The organism is Ruegeria sp. D3 (genome assembly GCF_056534465.1).
Genome location: NZ_JBQFPK010000017.1, coordinates 39,634 through 54,438 on the forward strand (window position 1 = coordinate 39,634; position 14,805 = coordinate 54,438).

Here is a 14,805-nt window from a genome sequence, read left to right on the forward strand (position 1 = left end):
GTTCACGCCCCTTTGTTAAGATCGCCGAAGGTTTTACCCGCTTCGGCCAGTTCGCGCAGCAGGTCTGGAACCTGCCAGTAGTAAGGGTCTTCTTGCGCGTATGCCTCAATGCGTTGCACCAGAACATCCAGCCCCGTCATATCGGCATATTGCATAGGTCCACCCCATACGCGCGGAAAGCCGTAACCGAATAGAAATACAGCATCTACATCAATGGGACGCAGGGCTATTTTGTCTTCAACAACCCGAGCGGCTTCGGACACCATCGCCGCCATGTATCGGTCGACAATTTCCTGATTGGTAAAGCTGCGCCGAGTGATCCCTTTGGCATCACGTTCAGCCTGCGCAAATTCGGCCACCGCTGGATTAACGCTGCGGGTTTTGCCGTCGTACAAGTAGAACCCTTTGCCTGTCTTGCGTCCGAACCAACCCTGTTCGCAAATACGGTCGGCAATCTCGACATATCGTTCCTGCGACGGACGGAAGGCAGCTTTGCGTTTCCGCGTGGCCCATCCAATATCCAAACCAGCAAGATCCGAGACAGCGAAAGGTCCCATAGCGAAACCGAACTCTTCCAACGCAGTGTCGATTTGATCAAACGGCGCCCCATCAAGATGCATGTAAGACGTTGATTTCAGGTAATGCGCCAGAATTCGGTTTCCGATAAACCCGTCACACACCTCGGCCCGAACCGCAATCTTTCGGAGTTTCTTCGCAAGTTTGAAACAGGTGGCGACCGTCTCGAGCGCGGTTTCTTTACCAACCACAATTTCAAGCAATCGCATGACATGCGCAGGTGAGAAAAAGTGCAAACCGATGACATTCTGAGGCCGCGTGGTCGTTGATGCGATTTCATTGACATCAAGATAGGAGGTATTGGTGGCAAGGATGGCACCGTGTTTGCAAACCTCATCAAGTTTTCCGAAAACCTCCTGCTTGACCTCCATGGATTCAAAAACAGCCTCGATTACAACGTCCGCATCTGCCAGCGCGGCCATATCCGTGGTACATGTCAATGCGGCCAAGGCCGTGTCCCTTTGTGCCTCGGTCAGTTTGCCGCGCTGGACGGCACCGGCAAGATTTTTGGTGATCGTATTGCGAGCGAAATCCACACGATCCTTTTCCATCTCAACCAGCGTAACGGGCATCCCGGCCAGAAGCATCGCCGTAGCAATGCCCGAGCCCATGGTACCACCCCCAATCACCCCGCCCGAGGTCAGCTCTCTTGCTTCGGCCTTGGCTTCGGGAATATGGGCAACTGCCCTTTCCGCGAAGAAGGCATGCTTCAGCCCTTTGTGTGCGTTGCTACCCATCGCTTCCACAAAAAGCTCACGTTCAATCTTTAGACCTTCGGCGAGCGGTAGGTTACTTGCTTCAGCAGCCTTTAAGGCGCGTTCAGCGACCTCACCGGTGATCTTGCCGCGAAAGGCGTCGATTTCATCAGCGCTGAGGCGGTTGTCCTGATCGGCAGTTGCGCGGGTTTTCAGGGTGCCGTCCAACACCTTTTGCCCTGCAGCCAACGCTACCGCTTCTGGATCACCCTCTTGCAGATCATCCAGTAACCCTGCATCCAGCGCGACGTTTGCCGATACCGTTTTACCAGAGGTGATCATTGTAAGCGCCGTTTGCCCATCAACCAGGCGCGGCAGGCGTTGCGTTCCGCCCGCACCGGGCAACAGGCCGAGGTTAACTTCCGGTAGGCCCAGTCGAAGACCCTTTATGCCGACCCGCGCGTGACAACTAAGCGCGATCTCAAGCCCTCCACCCAGTGTTGTTCCATGCAGAACGCATACAATAGGCTTGGCGCTGGTTTCCAGTATCTCACAGACTTCGGGCAAAACCGGCTGTTTCGGCGGCTGGCCGAACTCGCGAATATCAGCACCGGCGACAAAAGTCCGCCCCGCCGCATAAAGTACTATAACGCGAACGGTTTCGTCCCCGGCCAGATCACGGACTGCGTTCACCAGCCCGATACGCACACTATACCCCGCCGCGTTGACCGGCGGATTGTCGATTTTTACGAGCGCTAGGCCATTGTCTTTGCGTATTTCAACTGACGCCATGGGTTCCTCCTGATTTCACTCGCATACGCCCAAAGCCTCCGTTGCCTTGTGTGCTGTCATTGCGAGGTGTCAGCCCTAAACTTCTGCTGCATTCTGTCAGCACCCACAAAACAAGTTTTGGAGTTTCGACACCAGAGGGTTTCTCGTCAGTCACTGATTTAAGAAATGAAGAGCAGCGCGGCCAAAGGCACGAAAGAACCCGTGTTAATCGTGATCGGATTCAATACACCTTCAGTAGCTCCAGCGATAGCTGAAGCAGAGTAAGCAATTTTATCCGCGCAAAGCGCCTTGGGATAGTCCGGAAACAGGGCCTATATTCGTTCGATGTCATCCTTTTGCGGGCCAGTCAAAGAAGGGCCCGCAAACATGAATCGGCTTCAAAAGCGCCAGCGTGCGCCCAAGACGACTGTGGACAGGTCATCAAACTCATCGGATGAGTCGTCATAGGCATAATCCTGGTACGAGAAGTAAGCTTCCATATTGTACTGGTCGATTTTTTGGACGACACCAATGCCCCAGACCTCAGAATCCGAACCATCCGCGTTAAAATCTGAGCCGTCCCAGTAATGAAGCCCGACACCGGTTTTGCCAAAGTTGAACCAGTCGCCCTCGTAGCCGATTTTGAGATAGTAAAAACTGGGATCTGCCGAGGCATCATCGTCCACATCCCTCTCACCGATGGCGACCGCGAAGCTTAAGCCGTTATCCAACAGAACCGAGGCAGATCCAACAACGTCCTCACGCTTTTCGCTTTCACTGCCGCCTGCACCGCTGTTGCCGGATCCACGTACCTGATAGGCTAGTCCGGCAGCAACTTCGACACCGTTGGCAAACGTGTTTCGGTAGTAGGCTGCAAAGTCATAATAGTCGCGGTCATCGTTGAAATCTTCTTCCAACACGTTCTGGCCATAAGACAGACTGAACGAAAACCCATTAAACGACGGCGTGTCATAGCGCACCCGTGTGCGCCGCGCGCCATCAAAGTTATCGGTTGTTCCCGAGACCGTCGGCCCACTCAGAATGCCGCCATCGTCACGGAACAGGAAGGATGCGTTTGAATCCGCGGTGAACGAATACAAGACCAGAGCAACCAGCGACAAATCCTGTTCGGCGACACCGTCAGCGGCCATGCTACCCTGCCCGGCCGAGAAAGTGCCCCAGTCTCCCTCTAGGGACAAATCTACATGCCGAATGTCTTCGCGTGTCCAGCCGCTGAAGTCGTTGCCGTTCTGATCCGTTTCGGTCGAATTTGGCAAACCTAGTGCAGTTTCAAAGCGGAACCGGAACGTGTTGGCGCCGTAGGGTTGCTCAAGCCGCAGTCCAACACGGCTGTTGGAGGCGTCAAAGTCGCGAACATTGGTTTCGGTCTCTTCTCCGTCATCAACCGAGATGATAGCGGGGTTCAACTGTCCATACAGCACAACAAAACCGCCCGAGTTGTTATCGTACTTTAACTCGGCCGTAGCCGGCAGTGCAAAACCCAGAGCCAGAACGGCAGCCGAAGATATCAATCTGGTTTTCTGTGTCATCTGTCATTCCCTCATTTTTAAATATTGCAACGCACCGGATCACTTCTTCGTTTGTTGTCCGGTCAGTGTCAGAAAAAGGTGCGCAGCGGATGTGCAGATATGTCTTGTCTGAATTGCGGCTCCTCCGTGTTTCAATGAAACACCGCGCCTGCTTCAGAACTCCACTCGTTGCCGAAGCCACAGAGTTCCTGATACAGGCAACAGCTTAAATGCCGTGGCCCATTGCGCTGCTCCTGTGGGAATTTCCTCAGAGTCCCAACGGGCGACCGCATATTATATGCCTTCGAGTATTTACGTATTATGTTTTTTAGTTTCGTTTTGAGATAAGCTAACCCAAGCGCTTCCGGTGTGTCACGTGATTTTTCGACACGCCACGTCAGAGAAAATCGGACTTTGAAAACAGGCGACCGCTCGCCATGACCAGACATGCCCCCGAGCTAGGCAACCGGGGGTTTTCGTGGCCCGCTTTTTCCGTGTAAACGCAAGACATGATCAAGAAGAATCCCGTTGGGACGCACATACTATTGGACCATCATGGCGGGTCGAGGCTGACGGACTCCTCGTATCTAGAGAGCGCGCTGAAATCTGCGGCCCACGCTGCAGGGGCGACAATCCTTTCAAGCAGCTTTCACACTTTCGGAGGCCATGGCGGCATTACGGGCGTTCTGTTGCTGGCTGAGTCTCACATCTCGATTCACACATGGCCCGAGAAATCGTATGCCGCGATCGACATTTTTATGTGCGGGGGCACCTGTCCCGAACGCGCCGTCGACTGCCTTGCAGAATTGCTGCACCCCGAGAGTGTGGACATCACTCGTATTCACCGAGGTGCCTTAACGGAACCAGAAATCCCACCCGTCCAAATAGTAGCCGACCAAAGCATGTGACTGCAGCGTATTCGGATCAGCCGCGATACGCGCGGTATCGGCTCCGAATACCTGCGTTGCACGCCAAACATCTTCATCAAGATATCGCAACCCCGCCGGCAACAAGATCTTTCGGCCTGACACAGGCTCTGGCGAGGCCAACACAAACCCCCACTCACCGAAACTGGGCACGTAGCTGTGATAGGGCAAAACACTTAGCCCCTGCCCCGGTTGCTGAGGATTTCGGCTGGACTCGATCGTTCCAACAACGGACCAAAACGCCTGTCGGGCAAAAAAAGGTGAACCGGCTTGAGTCACAAGCATTCCTTGGGCGCTGAGACGTTCGACCAGAATGGAATAGAATTGCCTAGTATACAGGCGTGACAAGCTTATGGATTTCGGGTCAGGCAAATCTACAATGATCACATCATAAATCTTGTGATCCTGTTCCAGGAATTTCCACGCATCATTGCTTAGGATCGTTACGCGAGGATCACTTAAAGCATAATCATTCAAACTCGATAATGCAGGATGATCGCGAAACAACTCGGTGACTCTTGGATCAAGGTCCACCAAAGTGACATTGTGAACATCTGGGTAGCGGAGCACCTCTCTGACGGCCATTCCGTCCCCCCCGCCCAGAACCAGCACCTGAGCCCTGCGCGGTGCCAGGGCCATTGCAGGATGAACCAAAGGTTCGTGATACCGATGTTCGTCAAGGCTGTCGAATTGGATTGAGTGGTCCAGAAACAGCCGCACTCTGTCTCGATACCGCGTAACAGTAACCTGTTGATATGGAGTGTTTTCCGACAGGACTATGTCATCTTCAAACAACTCAGCCTCGGTTATGGAGACCAACCGTTCGGATTGCCATAGGCCCGCAACCGTGGCCAGCATGGCCAACGTCCAGACTGTGACTTGCCTGCGGGTCGCCAGCTCCCGAAACACCAGCAATGACAGCCCCGCAACCGCAAGATTTAACGCGCCGAATGCAAGACTTGCGGACATCAATCCCAAATGCGGAATAACCAACAACGGAAATGCCAGTGAGGCCACCAAAGCCCCCACGTAATCCACGCTCAACACGTTTTCGAAACGGAACTTTAGCGCCCCGATCTCCTCCAACACACGCGCGATCAAGGGCAATTCCATGCCCGACAAGATCCCGATCGCAACCAGTGCCGCGTACAAAGGCAAGGCCACCTGACCTATCCACGCGTAGTTCAGGAACAGAACCGGGGCCATGAAGCCACCGACAATGCCCAACAGAATTTGCGCCCAAACAAACCCCGAAAAGGCATGAGTAACAAAGCGCGACAGCCACGCGCCAACCCCCATTGCCGACAGGAAAATCCCGATAACCAGCGAGAACTGACGCACCGAGTCGCCCAGCAGATAACTGGAAAGAGTTGCGGCAATCAGCTCGTAGATCAGGCCAGCCACGGCCACCAGAAAGGTCGCCGCAAGCAACCAAACCGCCCGTGCCTGAACCGCCGGAGCGGGTGTCATGACAGGATGACAGCTGCGATGATAATTGAGACGGCCACGAATAGCAGACCGATCAGAATTGCCAGCGCAATGTTCTGGTCCTTCTCGATCTCGCGCACGATGGAAAACGGCGTCAGCCAGTCGATCACTTTCCAGACACCCCACATCAGCGAGACACCAAGAACAGTGTAGAAGATGGTGCTTACAATCTCGGCGATCTGAATCGCTGCCAGATATTCCATTGGTTTTCCCTTATTTTACACGACCTGTTCGATAATATCCGCCGCCACCGCTACCGACGCGAACCGAAGTATCCAAATCCCGGCTCTCGGCGCCATAGCCGTGCCATGCGACGTACCCCACTGAAGCGATTGCGGTGGTTGAAATGACAATAAAAATAGCTCGGAACAGGTTCACGTTAATCCTCATCCACCCAATCGGTTCCGGACCAACGGGCGCGCTGGTGCAGCCATTTACGTCCGAATTGCAGCAAGAACAACAACCCGAAGCCTCCGGCCAACGCAAGCGTCCACAAGCTGCTGGACAGACCGGAACGCACATTGATCGTGAGCTGGTTGAAAGGATAACTCGGAACCGAGGATGCTCCCGGCCCGGTCCAGACCCCTTGGTCGGGCACGTCCACTGTTAGTGTGTAATCGCCTGTACGTTCTGGCCGAAACGACAAGTTGGCGCGTCTTGTTCCTTCGCTCCATGATCCGTCGGCGTCGCGGCCCGAATAATACTCGATGGTCCGGCCTGCGAGGAAGACAGGAGTATCGTCTGGATCCAGCAATTCCAGATCCAGATACGCCCAGCTGTTGCGAACATCGGCCGAAAAAGAAATACGCGTAAGCTGACTGTTGGCTTCCAGCGGGAACGTGATTTCTGCGGGAAAATCCGCCCGTGTCAGGACATGCGCGCCCAGCACATCTTCACCCGTGCGGCTGGCAAAAACAAAGGACATGACAAGGCAGATGATCGCAAACACGCACGAGGCAACCAGTACAAAGCCAAAGTTCGGTCCGGCGACAAATGGCTCAAGCGGGTGAACGCGAAAAGGTTTCTGATCAAGCTGAACATCGAATGCGTCTTCGACTGTTTTTCTGGGGACATAAATCGAACGATAGCTCTCGCGTTCAGAGCCAGTCGTAGAAAATCCCAGCATCGCCGCATCAGACATCGCTGAGATGGTTGTGGTTTGCTCGCCTATTTCTGGCCGCCACGTGAATTCGCCTTCGACATAGGTGATCGAGCTTGTCGTCGTTTCGAAATAGACAAACCGCTCTCCATTTACGCGAACAATCGGCGGATATTCTGATATTTCCACTGCCTGCTCAGATATCCATCCTGGCCCACGGTGGCGTCGGGTAAACACCAAATGGCCAGCTTCCAGCGTTAGCCACGCATAACCATGTGTGGGCGAATAAAGCTGGTGATCAATCCACGTGTAAAACCGCCCGCCCCACCGCTCTGAGTGTTCAATCAACCCGATAATGGTGAAATCGACCCCATAGAGCGCGCCGGTCATCCCGATCGAAAACGGTGTCTTGGGACGCGTAAGTCCCTTGAACTGCCTGAGAGTTCTGTAGTTGTCCTGCGCGTCCAGTTCGCTACCGCAATAGGGGCAGATTTGTACCACGACACGACCGCCACCCAACACGTCCAGTCCTGCGCCGCAGCTCGTGCAGTTGATCGACAGTATCTCGGGGTTTCTGGTCATTACTGGCGCTCGACCTGTATGTCGAAAGGATCGTACCAGCGACCATAGAACCAAGCGGCGGGCTGACCCCAAAATTCACCGGACAGCAACGCTTCGTCACCGGCAGACGCGTTTACGAATTGATAGGTTTCTCCCACGTTCAGGGCTTCGTCGAACTGCCCGCGCAACGCGATACATTCGGCACTTTCCACTTCTGTCACCGTAAACGTCGCCGAGTCGAAGTATAATGTTTCGCCGGGTTTAAAGGGCGGTTGGTTCTTTGGCGCGTCGTCCGCCTGCAAACGGGTTTGCCGCACGACGTCGCCCTCGTCGACCGAAATCCAGCAGGTTTTTCCGGCTTCATTCACACCGCAGAACTCATCCCAAAACCCGCGACCGTAAGAATATCGGGCGTGACCAAGAATTCGGGTCGAAGTCCGGCCCATCACCACCCGATCGCCAACCCCGAATAAGAGTGGTGCATCATGCATCACGCCTTGGTCACCCGCGACCGAGGCCGTTTCGTCGTTCAGCATCAGCGTGGTTCCGCAAGACGGACAAACAACGACCTCAATCAACGTCAATGAAATCGGGCAGTCCGTCCCGCAATTCGGACAGTTCAAATTCTCCATACCGTCAAGTTGCTTATGGGTTGCCAAAGCGCAAGAACAGTCGGACAGAGCAAGATGACGAGTGTTGCTTTTTGATCAGGTCAGGAATGCAGAGCCGGAATTCTGCTCCAAAATCTGCTGCACCAAAGGATTTGCAAACCGCCTTCGTAGAGTGACCGCGTAGAACGTTTCCTTGATCCGGGGATGCTCTTTGGCCTCTTTCAATCGACCCGAAGTCAGTTCGTCTGTCACAACGATAGGCGCCACAAGCGCAAGGCCAATATCTTCGCGCGCGAGCAGTCGCATCATCGCCATATCATCCACCTCGGCGGCGATCTGTGGACGGATCGATAACCGGCTGGCCAGCGCGTCAAAGGCCGTTCGAACGCTGCTGTCAGTTGTCGGCAGAATAAACGGCTGTTTATGCAACAACTCGCGCAAAGGTGCATCAGACTGCAACCGTGCCGGAGTACCCACTATGCTGACCTCTTGCTCACCGATCGAGTGAATTTCGAAAGGGGTCAGACTGTCATCAGGGGGGGGCCTGTTCATCAAGACAAGGTCCAGATTGTGCGCCTCTAACCCCTCTAACAATTCGGTCGGGCTGCCCGATCTTAAGATCACCTCTACATCCATACGAGACAAGATGGGCCTTAAAAACCCAATCTGAAAGTTTCGTGACAGGGTCGCCAGCGACCCCACCCTAAGTGCCTTTCGGTTCTGAACTGTTCCTTCCATCGTGGCCACAAGCTCTTGCCCCGTGGCGAAAATCGCGTCTGCATGGTCCAGCGCGATGCGACCAGCCTCGGTCAATTGCAACTGCCGACCGCGGCGTTCAAACAAGGCGTGACCCAGACGTTCTTCCAGTTGTTTGATTTGTACAGAAAGAGCCGACTGAGACAGGTTCAGACGCTGCGCCGTGCGGGTCAGGTTACCGTCATGCGCAACGGCCCAAAAATATCGGAGATGGTGATAGTTCAATGGCATATTGTTCTATTTATTAGAACGTAATCTTACAAACAATGAATTTTTATTGTCACAAATTTTGTCCTATCTGCCGCAAAAGGCCCTTTGGCCGCGAAACAGAAGGAAATTGACTATGGCTTACGTTTTTTTGCCGCTTCTTGGCCCGCTCGTTTTACTTGGGGCAGCTTGGCTTGCGTCGCGGCAACCGGGAAAACGGCCGGGAAGCATAGCAGGTCTGACTGAAGTTGCCGCATTCGCGGCCTTTGTTTCCTCGATCCTTGCAACCATATTTCTGATGATAAACGGGCCCGGCACATCGGCATTGATCGGGATGTTCGGCGTCGGCCTCTCGGTTCACCTGGATGCGGTGAGTTCCGTGATGCTGCTGCTAGTCAGCTTCATCGGCTGGATCGTGATCCGCTATTCCAGAACTTACATGGATGGCGAAGACCACCAAGGTGCCTTCGCGGGCTGGATGTCAGTCACACTGGCGTCGGTTCTTCTATTGGTCATGTCCGGCAACCTTGTGCAGTTCTTCGTGGCTTGGGTCGCGACCAGCCTGGCATTGAACAAATTGCTGCTATTCTATCCGGAACGCGCCACCGCGCAGCGCGCAGCACGTAAAAAAGCCTTCGTTGCACGGCTAAGCGAGGCGACCTTGGCATTGGCTTTTGCGCTGCTCGTTGTCGCCACCGGGACTACAGACATAAAAACGATCCTTTCGGTCGTAGAACCAAACTGGCTGACGATTTCCGCTGCCTTTCTGATTGCCGTGTCTGCTGTCCTGGCTTCAGCCCAGTTCCCGCTGCATGGATGGCTGACCGAGGTTATGGAGGCCCCAACGCCCGTTTCGGCCCTGCTGCATGCAGGTGTCATCAATGCTGGCGGTCTGCTGCTAATACGTTTCGCCGACGTAGTGTTGCTTGCGCCGGGTGTGATGGCTTTGTTGGTCATGTTGGGAGGGTTCACCGCCTTGTTCGGCGGGTTGGTGATGCTGACTCAACCAGCAGTAAAGACATCGCTTGCATGGTCGACCATTGCCCAGATGGGCTTCATGGTCATGCAATGTGGCTTGGCGCTGTTCCCGCTGGCATTGCTGCACATTGTGGCCCATTCGCTGTATAAGGCACATGCGTTCCTAAGTGCGGGCGAAGCAGTACGAAACGTCGCTGCAATTCGCCGCCCCGGACCGATTGCCGTCCCAAGCGCGCGTAACGTGTTGTTGTCTTTTGTGATCGCGATAGCAATCTACGGACTTGTTGGCATGGTCGTTGGGTTTGACGGAAAGTCGGTTCAGGCCATTGCACTGGGAGTTATCCTGATTTTCGGCGTTGCTTATCTGTTGGCCCAAGGGTTTGCTGATGCTGCCCCACGCGCGTTGATGCAACGCACCGTCGCCTATGCTCTGGTCACTTCGGTCAGCTATTTCGCCCTGCAGGTCATCGCACAGAAACTGACTGCGGGAACCCTGCCAACTACTCCGGCCCCCGGCCCGCTTGAATGGGCGTTGATTATCCTCGCATTGATCAGCTTTGGCTGTGTTGCTGTGGCACAGGCAACGTTCCCCTTATGGGCCTCGCACCCAGCAGCGGCAGGACCAAGGGTTCACCTGACCAATGGTCTCTATGCAAATGCAGTTTTCGATAAGTTGCTGGACGGTTGGTCCAAGCGTTCGATCGTGTGAAAGGAACTTTCCTCATGTTTGCGAAACTTGAAACCTACCCCGCCCCTTTGTTGGAACTTGTGACCGAGGCCAACGACGCCTCCAAAGCGATCCCGCCCCTGTTCCCGCTTTCCTCCAGCGTTGCGGTGAACCCCTTTCTTGGCCAGATTGATGAGCCACTTTCTGTCACCGCGGCTCGCCTTGCACGGGTTGCCGGAACACGGATCACCCCTGCTCGCGAATACTGGAAAGCCAAATTTGAGAGCGACGAAATCTCGCAAGAAGATGTGCGCGCCGCTGTGTCGGCGGTTGAAGAGCAATTTAACGCACCAAGCCTGCAAGACGTACTGGACGCATTAGACACACCTCAGGACACGCCGCAGCCACTGGCAACCGTCGCCGAACTTGCTGCCGATGTTTCTGGTATTGATTGGCCTGGCTTGATCGAGGATCGCATCGGCGCCTGGGCTGCGGGTCATTTTGATCAGGGTCAGGCGCTCTGGCAGCAAGCCGATACAGGCGGCGTATTCCAGTCGTGGCGGGAATTCGCCACGCGTGACCTGACGCCTGAAATCCACGGTTTGAAAGGCTTTTGCGCCTTTGTCACTCGAACCAACAGGTCGCATTGGCGCGCCATAGGACGGGCGTCCGAGCGGTTGGGCGTCGACACTGAGGCCGCCAAAACGACGTTCCATCGCTGGTTGATAACCTTGGGAGGTTGGGCGCAGTACGGCCGGTATCATTTGTGGCAGGCCGAATTGGACGGACGCCCGGACAGCACTGTGGCCGAGTTGCTGGCCGTTCGCATGGTGTTTGATGAGGCGCTATATGACCTCTACCAAGACCAAATCGCCGCCCGTTGGGCCGAGGTCGTAGCCAAGCACCGCACACCCGTCACGCCGTCCAAGTCCGAGGTTATCGACGCTGTCCTGCAGGATGCAGCTGAACGCGCACAACAACGCGCTTTGGCTATTAAACTGAAAAAAAGCGAACCCGTCGCCTCCAATGGACGCCCTGACATACAGGCAGCGTTCTGCATCGACGTCCGCTCTGAGGTTTTCCGCAGGGCGCTGGAAGCGCAGGATGCCAAAATCGAAACCATCGGCTTTGCCGGGTTCTTCGGTTTGGCCAGCGCACACAAGGCCGCAGGGTCGGACGTGACCGAGTTCAGGGGTCCGGTTCTATTGAGAGCCGGGGCAACCTCGGAAGCTGTTGAACCTGTCAAAGCGGACTTGAACCGCCGCTACACGGCGCGCGCAAAACGCGCATGGGGCCGGTTCAAGCTGGCCGCCGTGTCGTCCTTTGCCTTTGTCGAGGCCACCGGCCCGGTTTATGCCGGTAAACTTGTGCGGGATTCGCTTGGTCTGGGTGACAAGGCCAAACCGGAACCGGCGCCAAAACTGGACCCTTCCCTAAGCTTTGAAACGCGGGTCGGTATGGCCAAGTCTGTTTTGTCGGCTATGTCGCTGACCCATAACTTCGCACGAATTGTCATGTTGGCGGGCCACGGTGCCGACGTCACAAACAACCCCCATGAAAGCGCATTGCAATGTGGGGCCTGTGGTGGCTACGCCGGAGATGTGAACGCTCGCCTTTTGGCTGGGTTGTTGAATGATCCAGACATTCGAAGCGGTCTTCAGGCTCAAGGGATAGATATACCCGAAGACACCATGTTCTTACCTGCGTTGCATCACACGACGACTGATATGGTTACTTTGTTCGACCAGGATTTACCATCAGGCACCGCAGCGGCAGAGATTGCGCAGCTCAAAACCTGGTTGGATGCCGCAGGGGATCTGTCCCGCGCAGAACGCGCGCAACGCCTGCCGCGTGCAAACGTGTCTGCAGCGGTTCTGCGTCGTGCACGTGATTGGGCTGAAACGCGGCCCGAATGGGGTCTTGCCGGGTGTCGTGCGTTTGTCGCCGCTCCACGTGACCGGACCAACGGCGCGGACTTGTCCGGGCGGGCATTTCTGCACAACTACAACTGGCGACAGGATGATGGGTTTGGCGTCCTTGAATTGATCATGACTGCTCCGGTTGTCGTGGCCGGCTGGATCAGTTTGCAATATTACGGTTCGACCGTTGCGCCCGACTTGTTCGGAGGAGGCAACAAGCTTCTGCACAATGTAGTTGGCGGTTTAGGCGTTCTGGAAGGCAACAACGGCGCCCCCAGGCCGGGCTTGCCATGGCAGTCCGTGCATGATGGCAACGGATTCCAGCATGATCCTCTGCGCTTGACGGTGGTCATCGAAGCCCCGCGCGAGGCGATGTCAAACATCCTGGCACGTCACCCTGACGTCAAAGCGCTTTTTGACAATGGGTGGCTTCACCTGATCGCCATGGATGACAGCGGACAACTGGCTTGGAGATACGACAGCGACCTTGAGTGGTCCCCAATCCGCGAAATTCCAGACACCTCAGGCGCAATCGCAGCAGAATAAGAACAGAGCAGCAAGACACAGTAATTTTGGCGGTTAGGTCCATTTGAAATTGGACTTAGCCAGCCTGTCTATTTTGCCTGGCTTGAAACAAGACGACGAGGGCAAAGAGGCTAAATATCCAGAGTATTCTTGGCCAGTCTCTGCCGGTTTCCCCTTTTACCTGCATTGTTTCCCTTGCACCTTGCTCGCTTAAGGTTTCTGGTGCGGGTAAATATTTGCAAGAGGTTCCAATGCCCCAAACATCCGACACCAACCGTCGTATCGTTCTTGCTGAACGCCCTGTTGGTCAGCCCGACGAAAACACGCTTCGGCTTGAAACCACAGATATCCCGTCACCGGGCGCTGATGAGATGCTAGTGCGAACGGTCTTTATGTCGCTCGACCCCTACATGCGCGGCCGCATGAACGACGCAAAATCCTATGCCGAGCCCGTCGAAATTGGCGGTGTCATGACCGCTCAGGTTGTGGCCCAAGTGATCGATTCGAACCTGGATGGGTACGAGGCCGGTGACTATGTCTTGAATATGAGCGGCTGGCAGGACTACGCGATTTCGAACGGAGAGCAGGTGGTCAATCTGGGCAAAACACCAGACAATCCATCATGGGCTTTGGGTATTTTGGGAATGCCCGGCTACACGGCCTATGCAGGTTTGTTGAAAATTGGCGAGCCCAAGCCCGGTGAAACCGTCGTTGTTGCAGCGGCTGCGGGACCGGTCGGAGCAACTGTGGGACAGATTGCCAAGCTTAAAGGATGTCGCGTCGTCGGCATCGCAGGCGGGCCGGAAAAATGTGCGCATGTTGTCCAGAACCTTGGCTTTGACGCCTGTATAGACCACAGATCCGACGATATGGCAGCTCAACTGCGCGATGCATGCCCAGATGGCATCGACGTCTATTTCGAGAATGTTGGCGGTAAGGTGCTTTATGCAGTTCTGCCGTTGCTAAACCCGTTTGCACGGGTCCCTGTCTGCGGAATCGTAGCGTGGTACAACCTGCCCGGTTTGCCGGAAGGGCCGGATATGGGCCCTGCGATCTTGGGCACCTTGCTGCGGATGAAAGTCAAAATGCAGGGGTTCATCATTTTCGACAATTTCGGCCCCGAGGTTTATCAGGAATTTGTACGAGACATGACAGGCTGGCTTAAGGACGGCTCGGTATCGTACAAAGAACACGTAGTGGATGGGCTGGAAAACGCGCCAGAGGCCTTCAATCAACTACTCGCTGGTGGTAATTTCGGCAAAATGGTTGTGAAGGTCGGCTGATTGGCATTCGAAAGCAGGCGTTGCGCCTTTGATGCGCAACGCCAGTAAACATCCGGCGAATTGTCGGCCGGTCGCCGTTTTGGCCGCTCACGTTTCCGCCAGTCGATATGGCATCAACCTAACAGATGCGTGAATTTTCGGGCGTTTAGCAAAGCAACCTTTGCGCTTGGCAAATTCTCAATCCAATACTGCTTTACCGGTCATTATTGTGGAG

The 14,805-nt window shown here is 55.0% G+C and carries 11 protein-coding genes; 4 read left to right on the forward strand and 7 right to left on the reverse strand.

Annotation, left to right across the window (positions count from 1 at the left end):
- Window positions 1–2 precede the first annotated feature (2 nt).
- Both ACR0DX_RS19890 and ACR0DX_RS19895 read right to left on the reverse strand, forming a co-directional pair.
- Window positions 3–2,063, reverse strand: a complete 2,061-nt coding sequence (locus ACR0DX_RS19890) for a 3-hydroxyacyl-CoA dehydrogenase NAD-binding domain-containing protein (protein ID WP_480847141.1) — start codon at window positions 2,061–2,063, stop codon at window positions 3–5.
- 377 nt (window positions 2,064–2,440) lie between these two features.
- A complete protein-coding gene (locus ACR0DX_RS19895) occupies window positions 2,441–3,592 on the reverse strand; it encodes a porin (RefSeq protein ID WP_170356461.1) in 1,152 nt (383 codons plus the stop codon).
- Window positions 3,593–4,080: 488 nt separating this feature from the next.
- On the opposite strand from ACR0DX_RS19895, the gene speD reads away from it, so the two are divergent.
- Window positions 4,081–4,479 carry an adenosylmethionine decarboxylase gene (speD, locus tag ACR0DX_RS19900; RefSeq protein WP_170356462.1) on the forward strand — a complete coding sequence of 133 codons (399 nt, stop codon included), beginning with the start codon at window positions 4,081–4,083 and terminating at the stop codon, window positions 4,477–4,479.
- On the opposite strand, the gene ACR0DX_RS19905 is transcribed toward speD, so the two are convergent.
- The 5 genes from ACR0DX_RS19905 to ACR0DX_RS19925 form a co-directional block, all read right to left on the reverse strand.
- Window positions 4,426–5,967 (reverse strand): polyamine aminopropyltransferase, encoded by a 1,542-nt coding sequence (locus ACR0DX_RS19905; RefSeq protein ID WP_170527346.1) that lies wholly within the window; start codon window positions 5,965–5,967, stop codon window positions 4,426–4,428. The genes speD and ACR0DX_RS19905 overlap by 54 nt on opposite strands.
- Window positions 5,964–6,188, reverse strand: a complete 225-nt coding sequence (locus tag ACR0DX_RS19910; protein WP_170356464.1) for a DUF350 domain-containing protein — start codon at window positions 6,186–6,188, stop codon at window positions 5,964–5,966. Before ACR0DX_RS19910 ends, ACR0DX_RS19905 begins: the two co-directional genes overlap by 4 nt.
- A gap of 176 nt (window positions 6,189–6,364) precedes the next feature.
- Complete coding sequence (locus ACR0DX_RS19915) at window positions 6,365–7,666, reverse strand: DUF4178 domain-containing protein (RefSeq protein WP_170356465.1); 1,302 nt, start codon at window positions 7,664–7,666, stop codon at window positions 6,365–6,367.
- Window positions 7,666–8,181 carry a DUF4178 domain-containing protein gene (locus ACR0DX_RS19920; RefSeq protein WP_480847145.1) on the reverse strand — a complete coding sequence of 172 codons (516 nt, stop codon included), beginning with the start codon at window positions 8,179–8,181 and terminating at the stop codon, window positions 7,666–7,668. Before ACR0DX_RS19920 ends, ACR0DX_RS19915 begins: the two co-directional genes overlap by 1 nt.
- A gap of 171 nt (window positions 8,182–8,352) precedes the next feature.
- Complete coding sequence (locus ACR0DX_RS19925) at window positions 8,353–9,243, reverse strand: LysR family transcriptional regulator (protein ID WP_170356467.1); 891 nt, start codon at window positions 9,241–9,243, stop codon at window positions 8,353–8,355.
- 112 nt (window positions 9,244–9,355) lie between these two features.
- On the opposite strand from ACR0DX_RS19925, the gene ACR0DX_RS19930 reads away from it, so the two are divergent.
- From ACR0DX_RS19930 to ACR0DX_RS19940, 3 genes are all read left to right on the forward strand, one after another.
- Window positions 9,356–10,906, forward strand: coding sequence for a proton-conducting transporter transmembrane domain-containing protein (locus ACR0DX_RS19930; protein WP_480847147.1), 1,551 nt, complete (start codon window positions 9,356–9,358; stop codon window positions 10,904–10,906).
- A 14-nt stretch (window positions 10,907–10,920) separates the two neighbouring features.
- Complete coding sequence (locus tag ACR0DX_RS19935) at window positions 10,921–13,329, forward strand: YbcC family protein (RefSeq protein ID WP_480847149.1); 2,409 nt, start codon at window positions 10,921–10,923, stop codon at window positions 13,327–13,329.
- A gap of 230 nt (window positions 13,330–13,559) precedes the next feature.
- A complete protein-coding gene (locus tag ACR0DX_RS19940; protein WP_170356470.1) occupies window positions 13,560–14,591 on the forward strand; it encodes an NADP-dependent oxidoreductase in 1,032 nt (343 codons plus the stop codon).
- Window positions 14,592–14,805: the final 214 nt, after the last annotated feature.

What these genes read in the sequence shown, in the direction of transcription:
- ACR0DX_RS19890 (WP_480847141.1), bottom strand. Translation starts at nt 2,063, where the DNA reads ATGGCGTCAGTTGAAATACGCAAAGACAATGGCCTAGCGCTCGTAAAA.
- ACR0DX_RS19895 (WP_170356461.1), bottom strand. Translation starts at nt 3,592, where the DNA reads ATGACACAGAAAACCAGATTGATATCTTCGGCTGCCGTTCTGGCTCTG.
- speD (WP_170356462.1), top strand. Translation starts at nt 4,081, where the DNA reads ATGATCAAGAAGAATCCCGTTGGGACGCACATACTATTGGACCATCAT.
- ACR0DX_RS19905 (WP_170527346.1), bottom strand. Translation starts at nt 5,967, where the DNA reads ATGACACCCGCTCCGGCGGTTCAGGCACGGGCGGTTTGGTTGCTTGCG.
- ACR0DX_RS19910 (WP_170356464.1), bottom strand. Translation starts at nt 6,188, where the DNA reads ATGGAATATCTGGCAGCGATTCAGATCGCCGAGATTGTAAGCACCATC.
- ACR0DX_RS19915 (WP_170356465.1), bottom strand. Translation starts at nt 7,666, where the DNA reads ATGACCAGAAACCCCGAGATACTGTCGATCAACTGCACGAGCTGCGGC.
- ACR0DX_RS19920 (WP_480847145.1), bottom strand. Translation starts at nt 8,181, where the DNA reads ATGCTGAACGACGAAACGGCCTCGGTCGCGGGTGACCAAGGCGTGATG.
- ACR0DX_RS19925 (WP_170356467.1), bottom strand. Translation starts at nt 9,243, where the DNA reads ATGCCATTGAACTATCACCATCTCCGATATTTTTGGGCCGTTGCGCAT.
- ACR0DX_RS19930 (WP_480847147.1), top strand. Translation starts at nt 9,356, where the DNA reads ATGGCTTACGTTTTTTTGCCGCTTCTTGGCCCGCTCGTTTTACTTGGG.
- ACR0DX_RS19935 (WP_480847149.1), top strand. Translation starts at nt 10,921, where the DNA reads ATGTTTGCGAAACTTGAAACCTACCCCGCCCCTTTGTTGGAACTTGTG.
- ACR0DX_RS19940 (WP_170356470.1), top strand. Translation starts at nt 13,560, where the DNA reads ATGCCCCAAACATCCGACACCAACCGTCGTATCGTTCTTGCTGAACGC.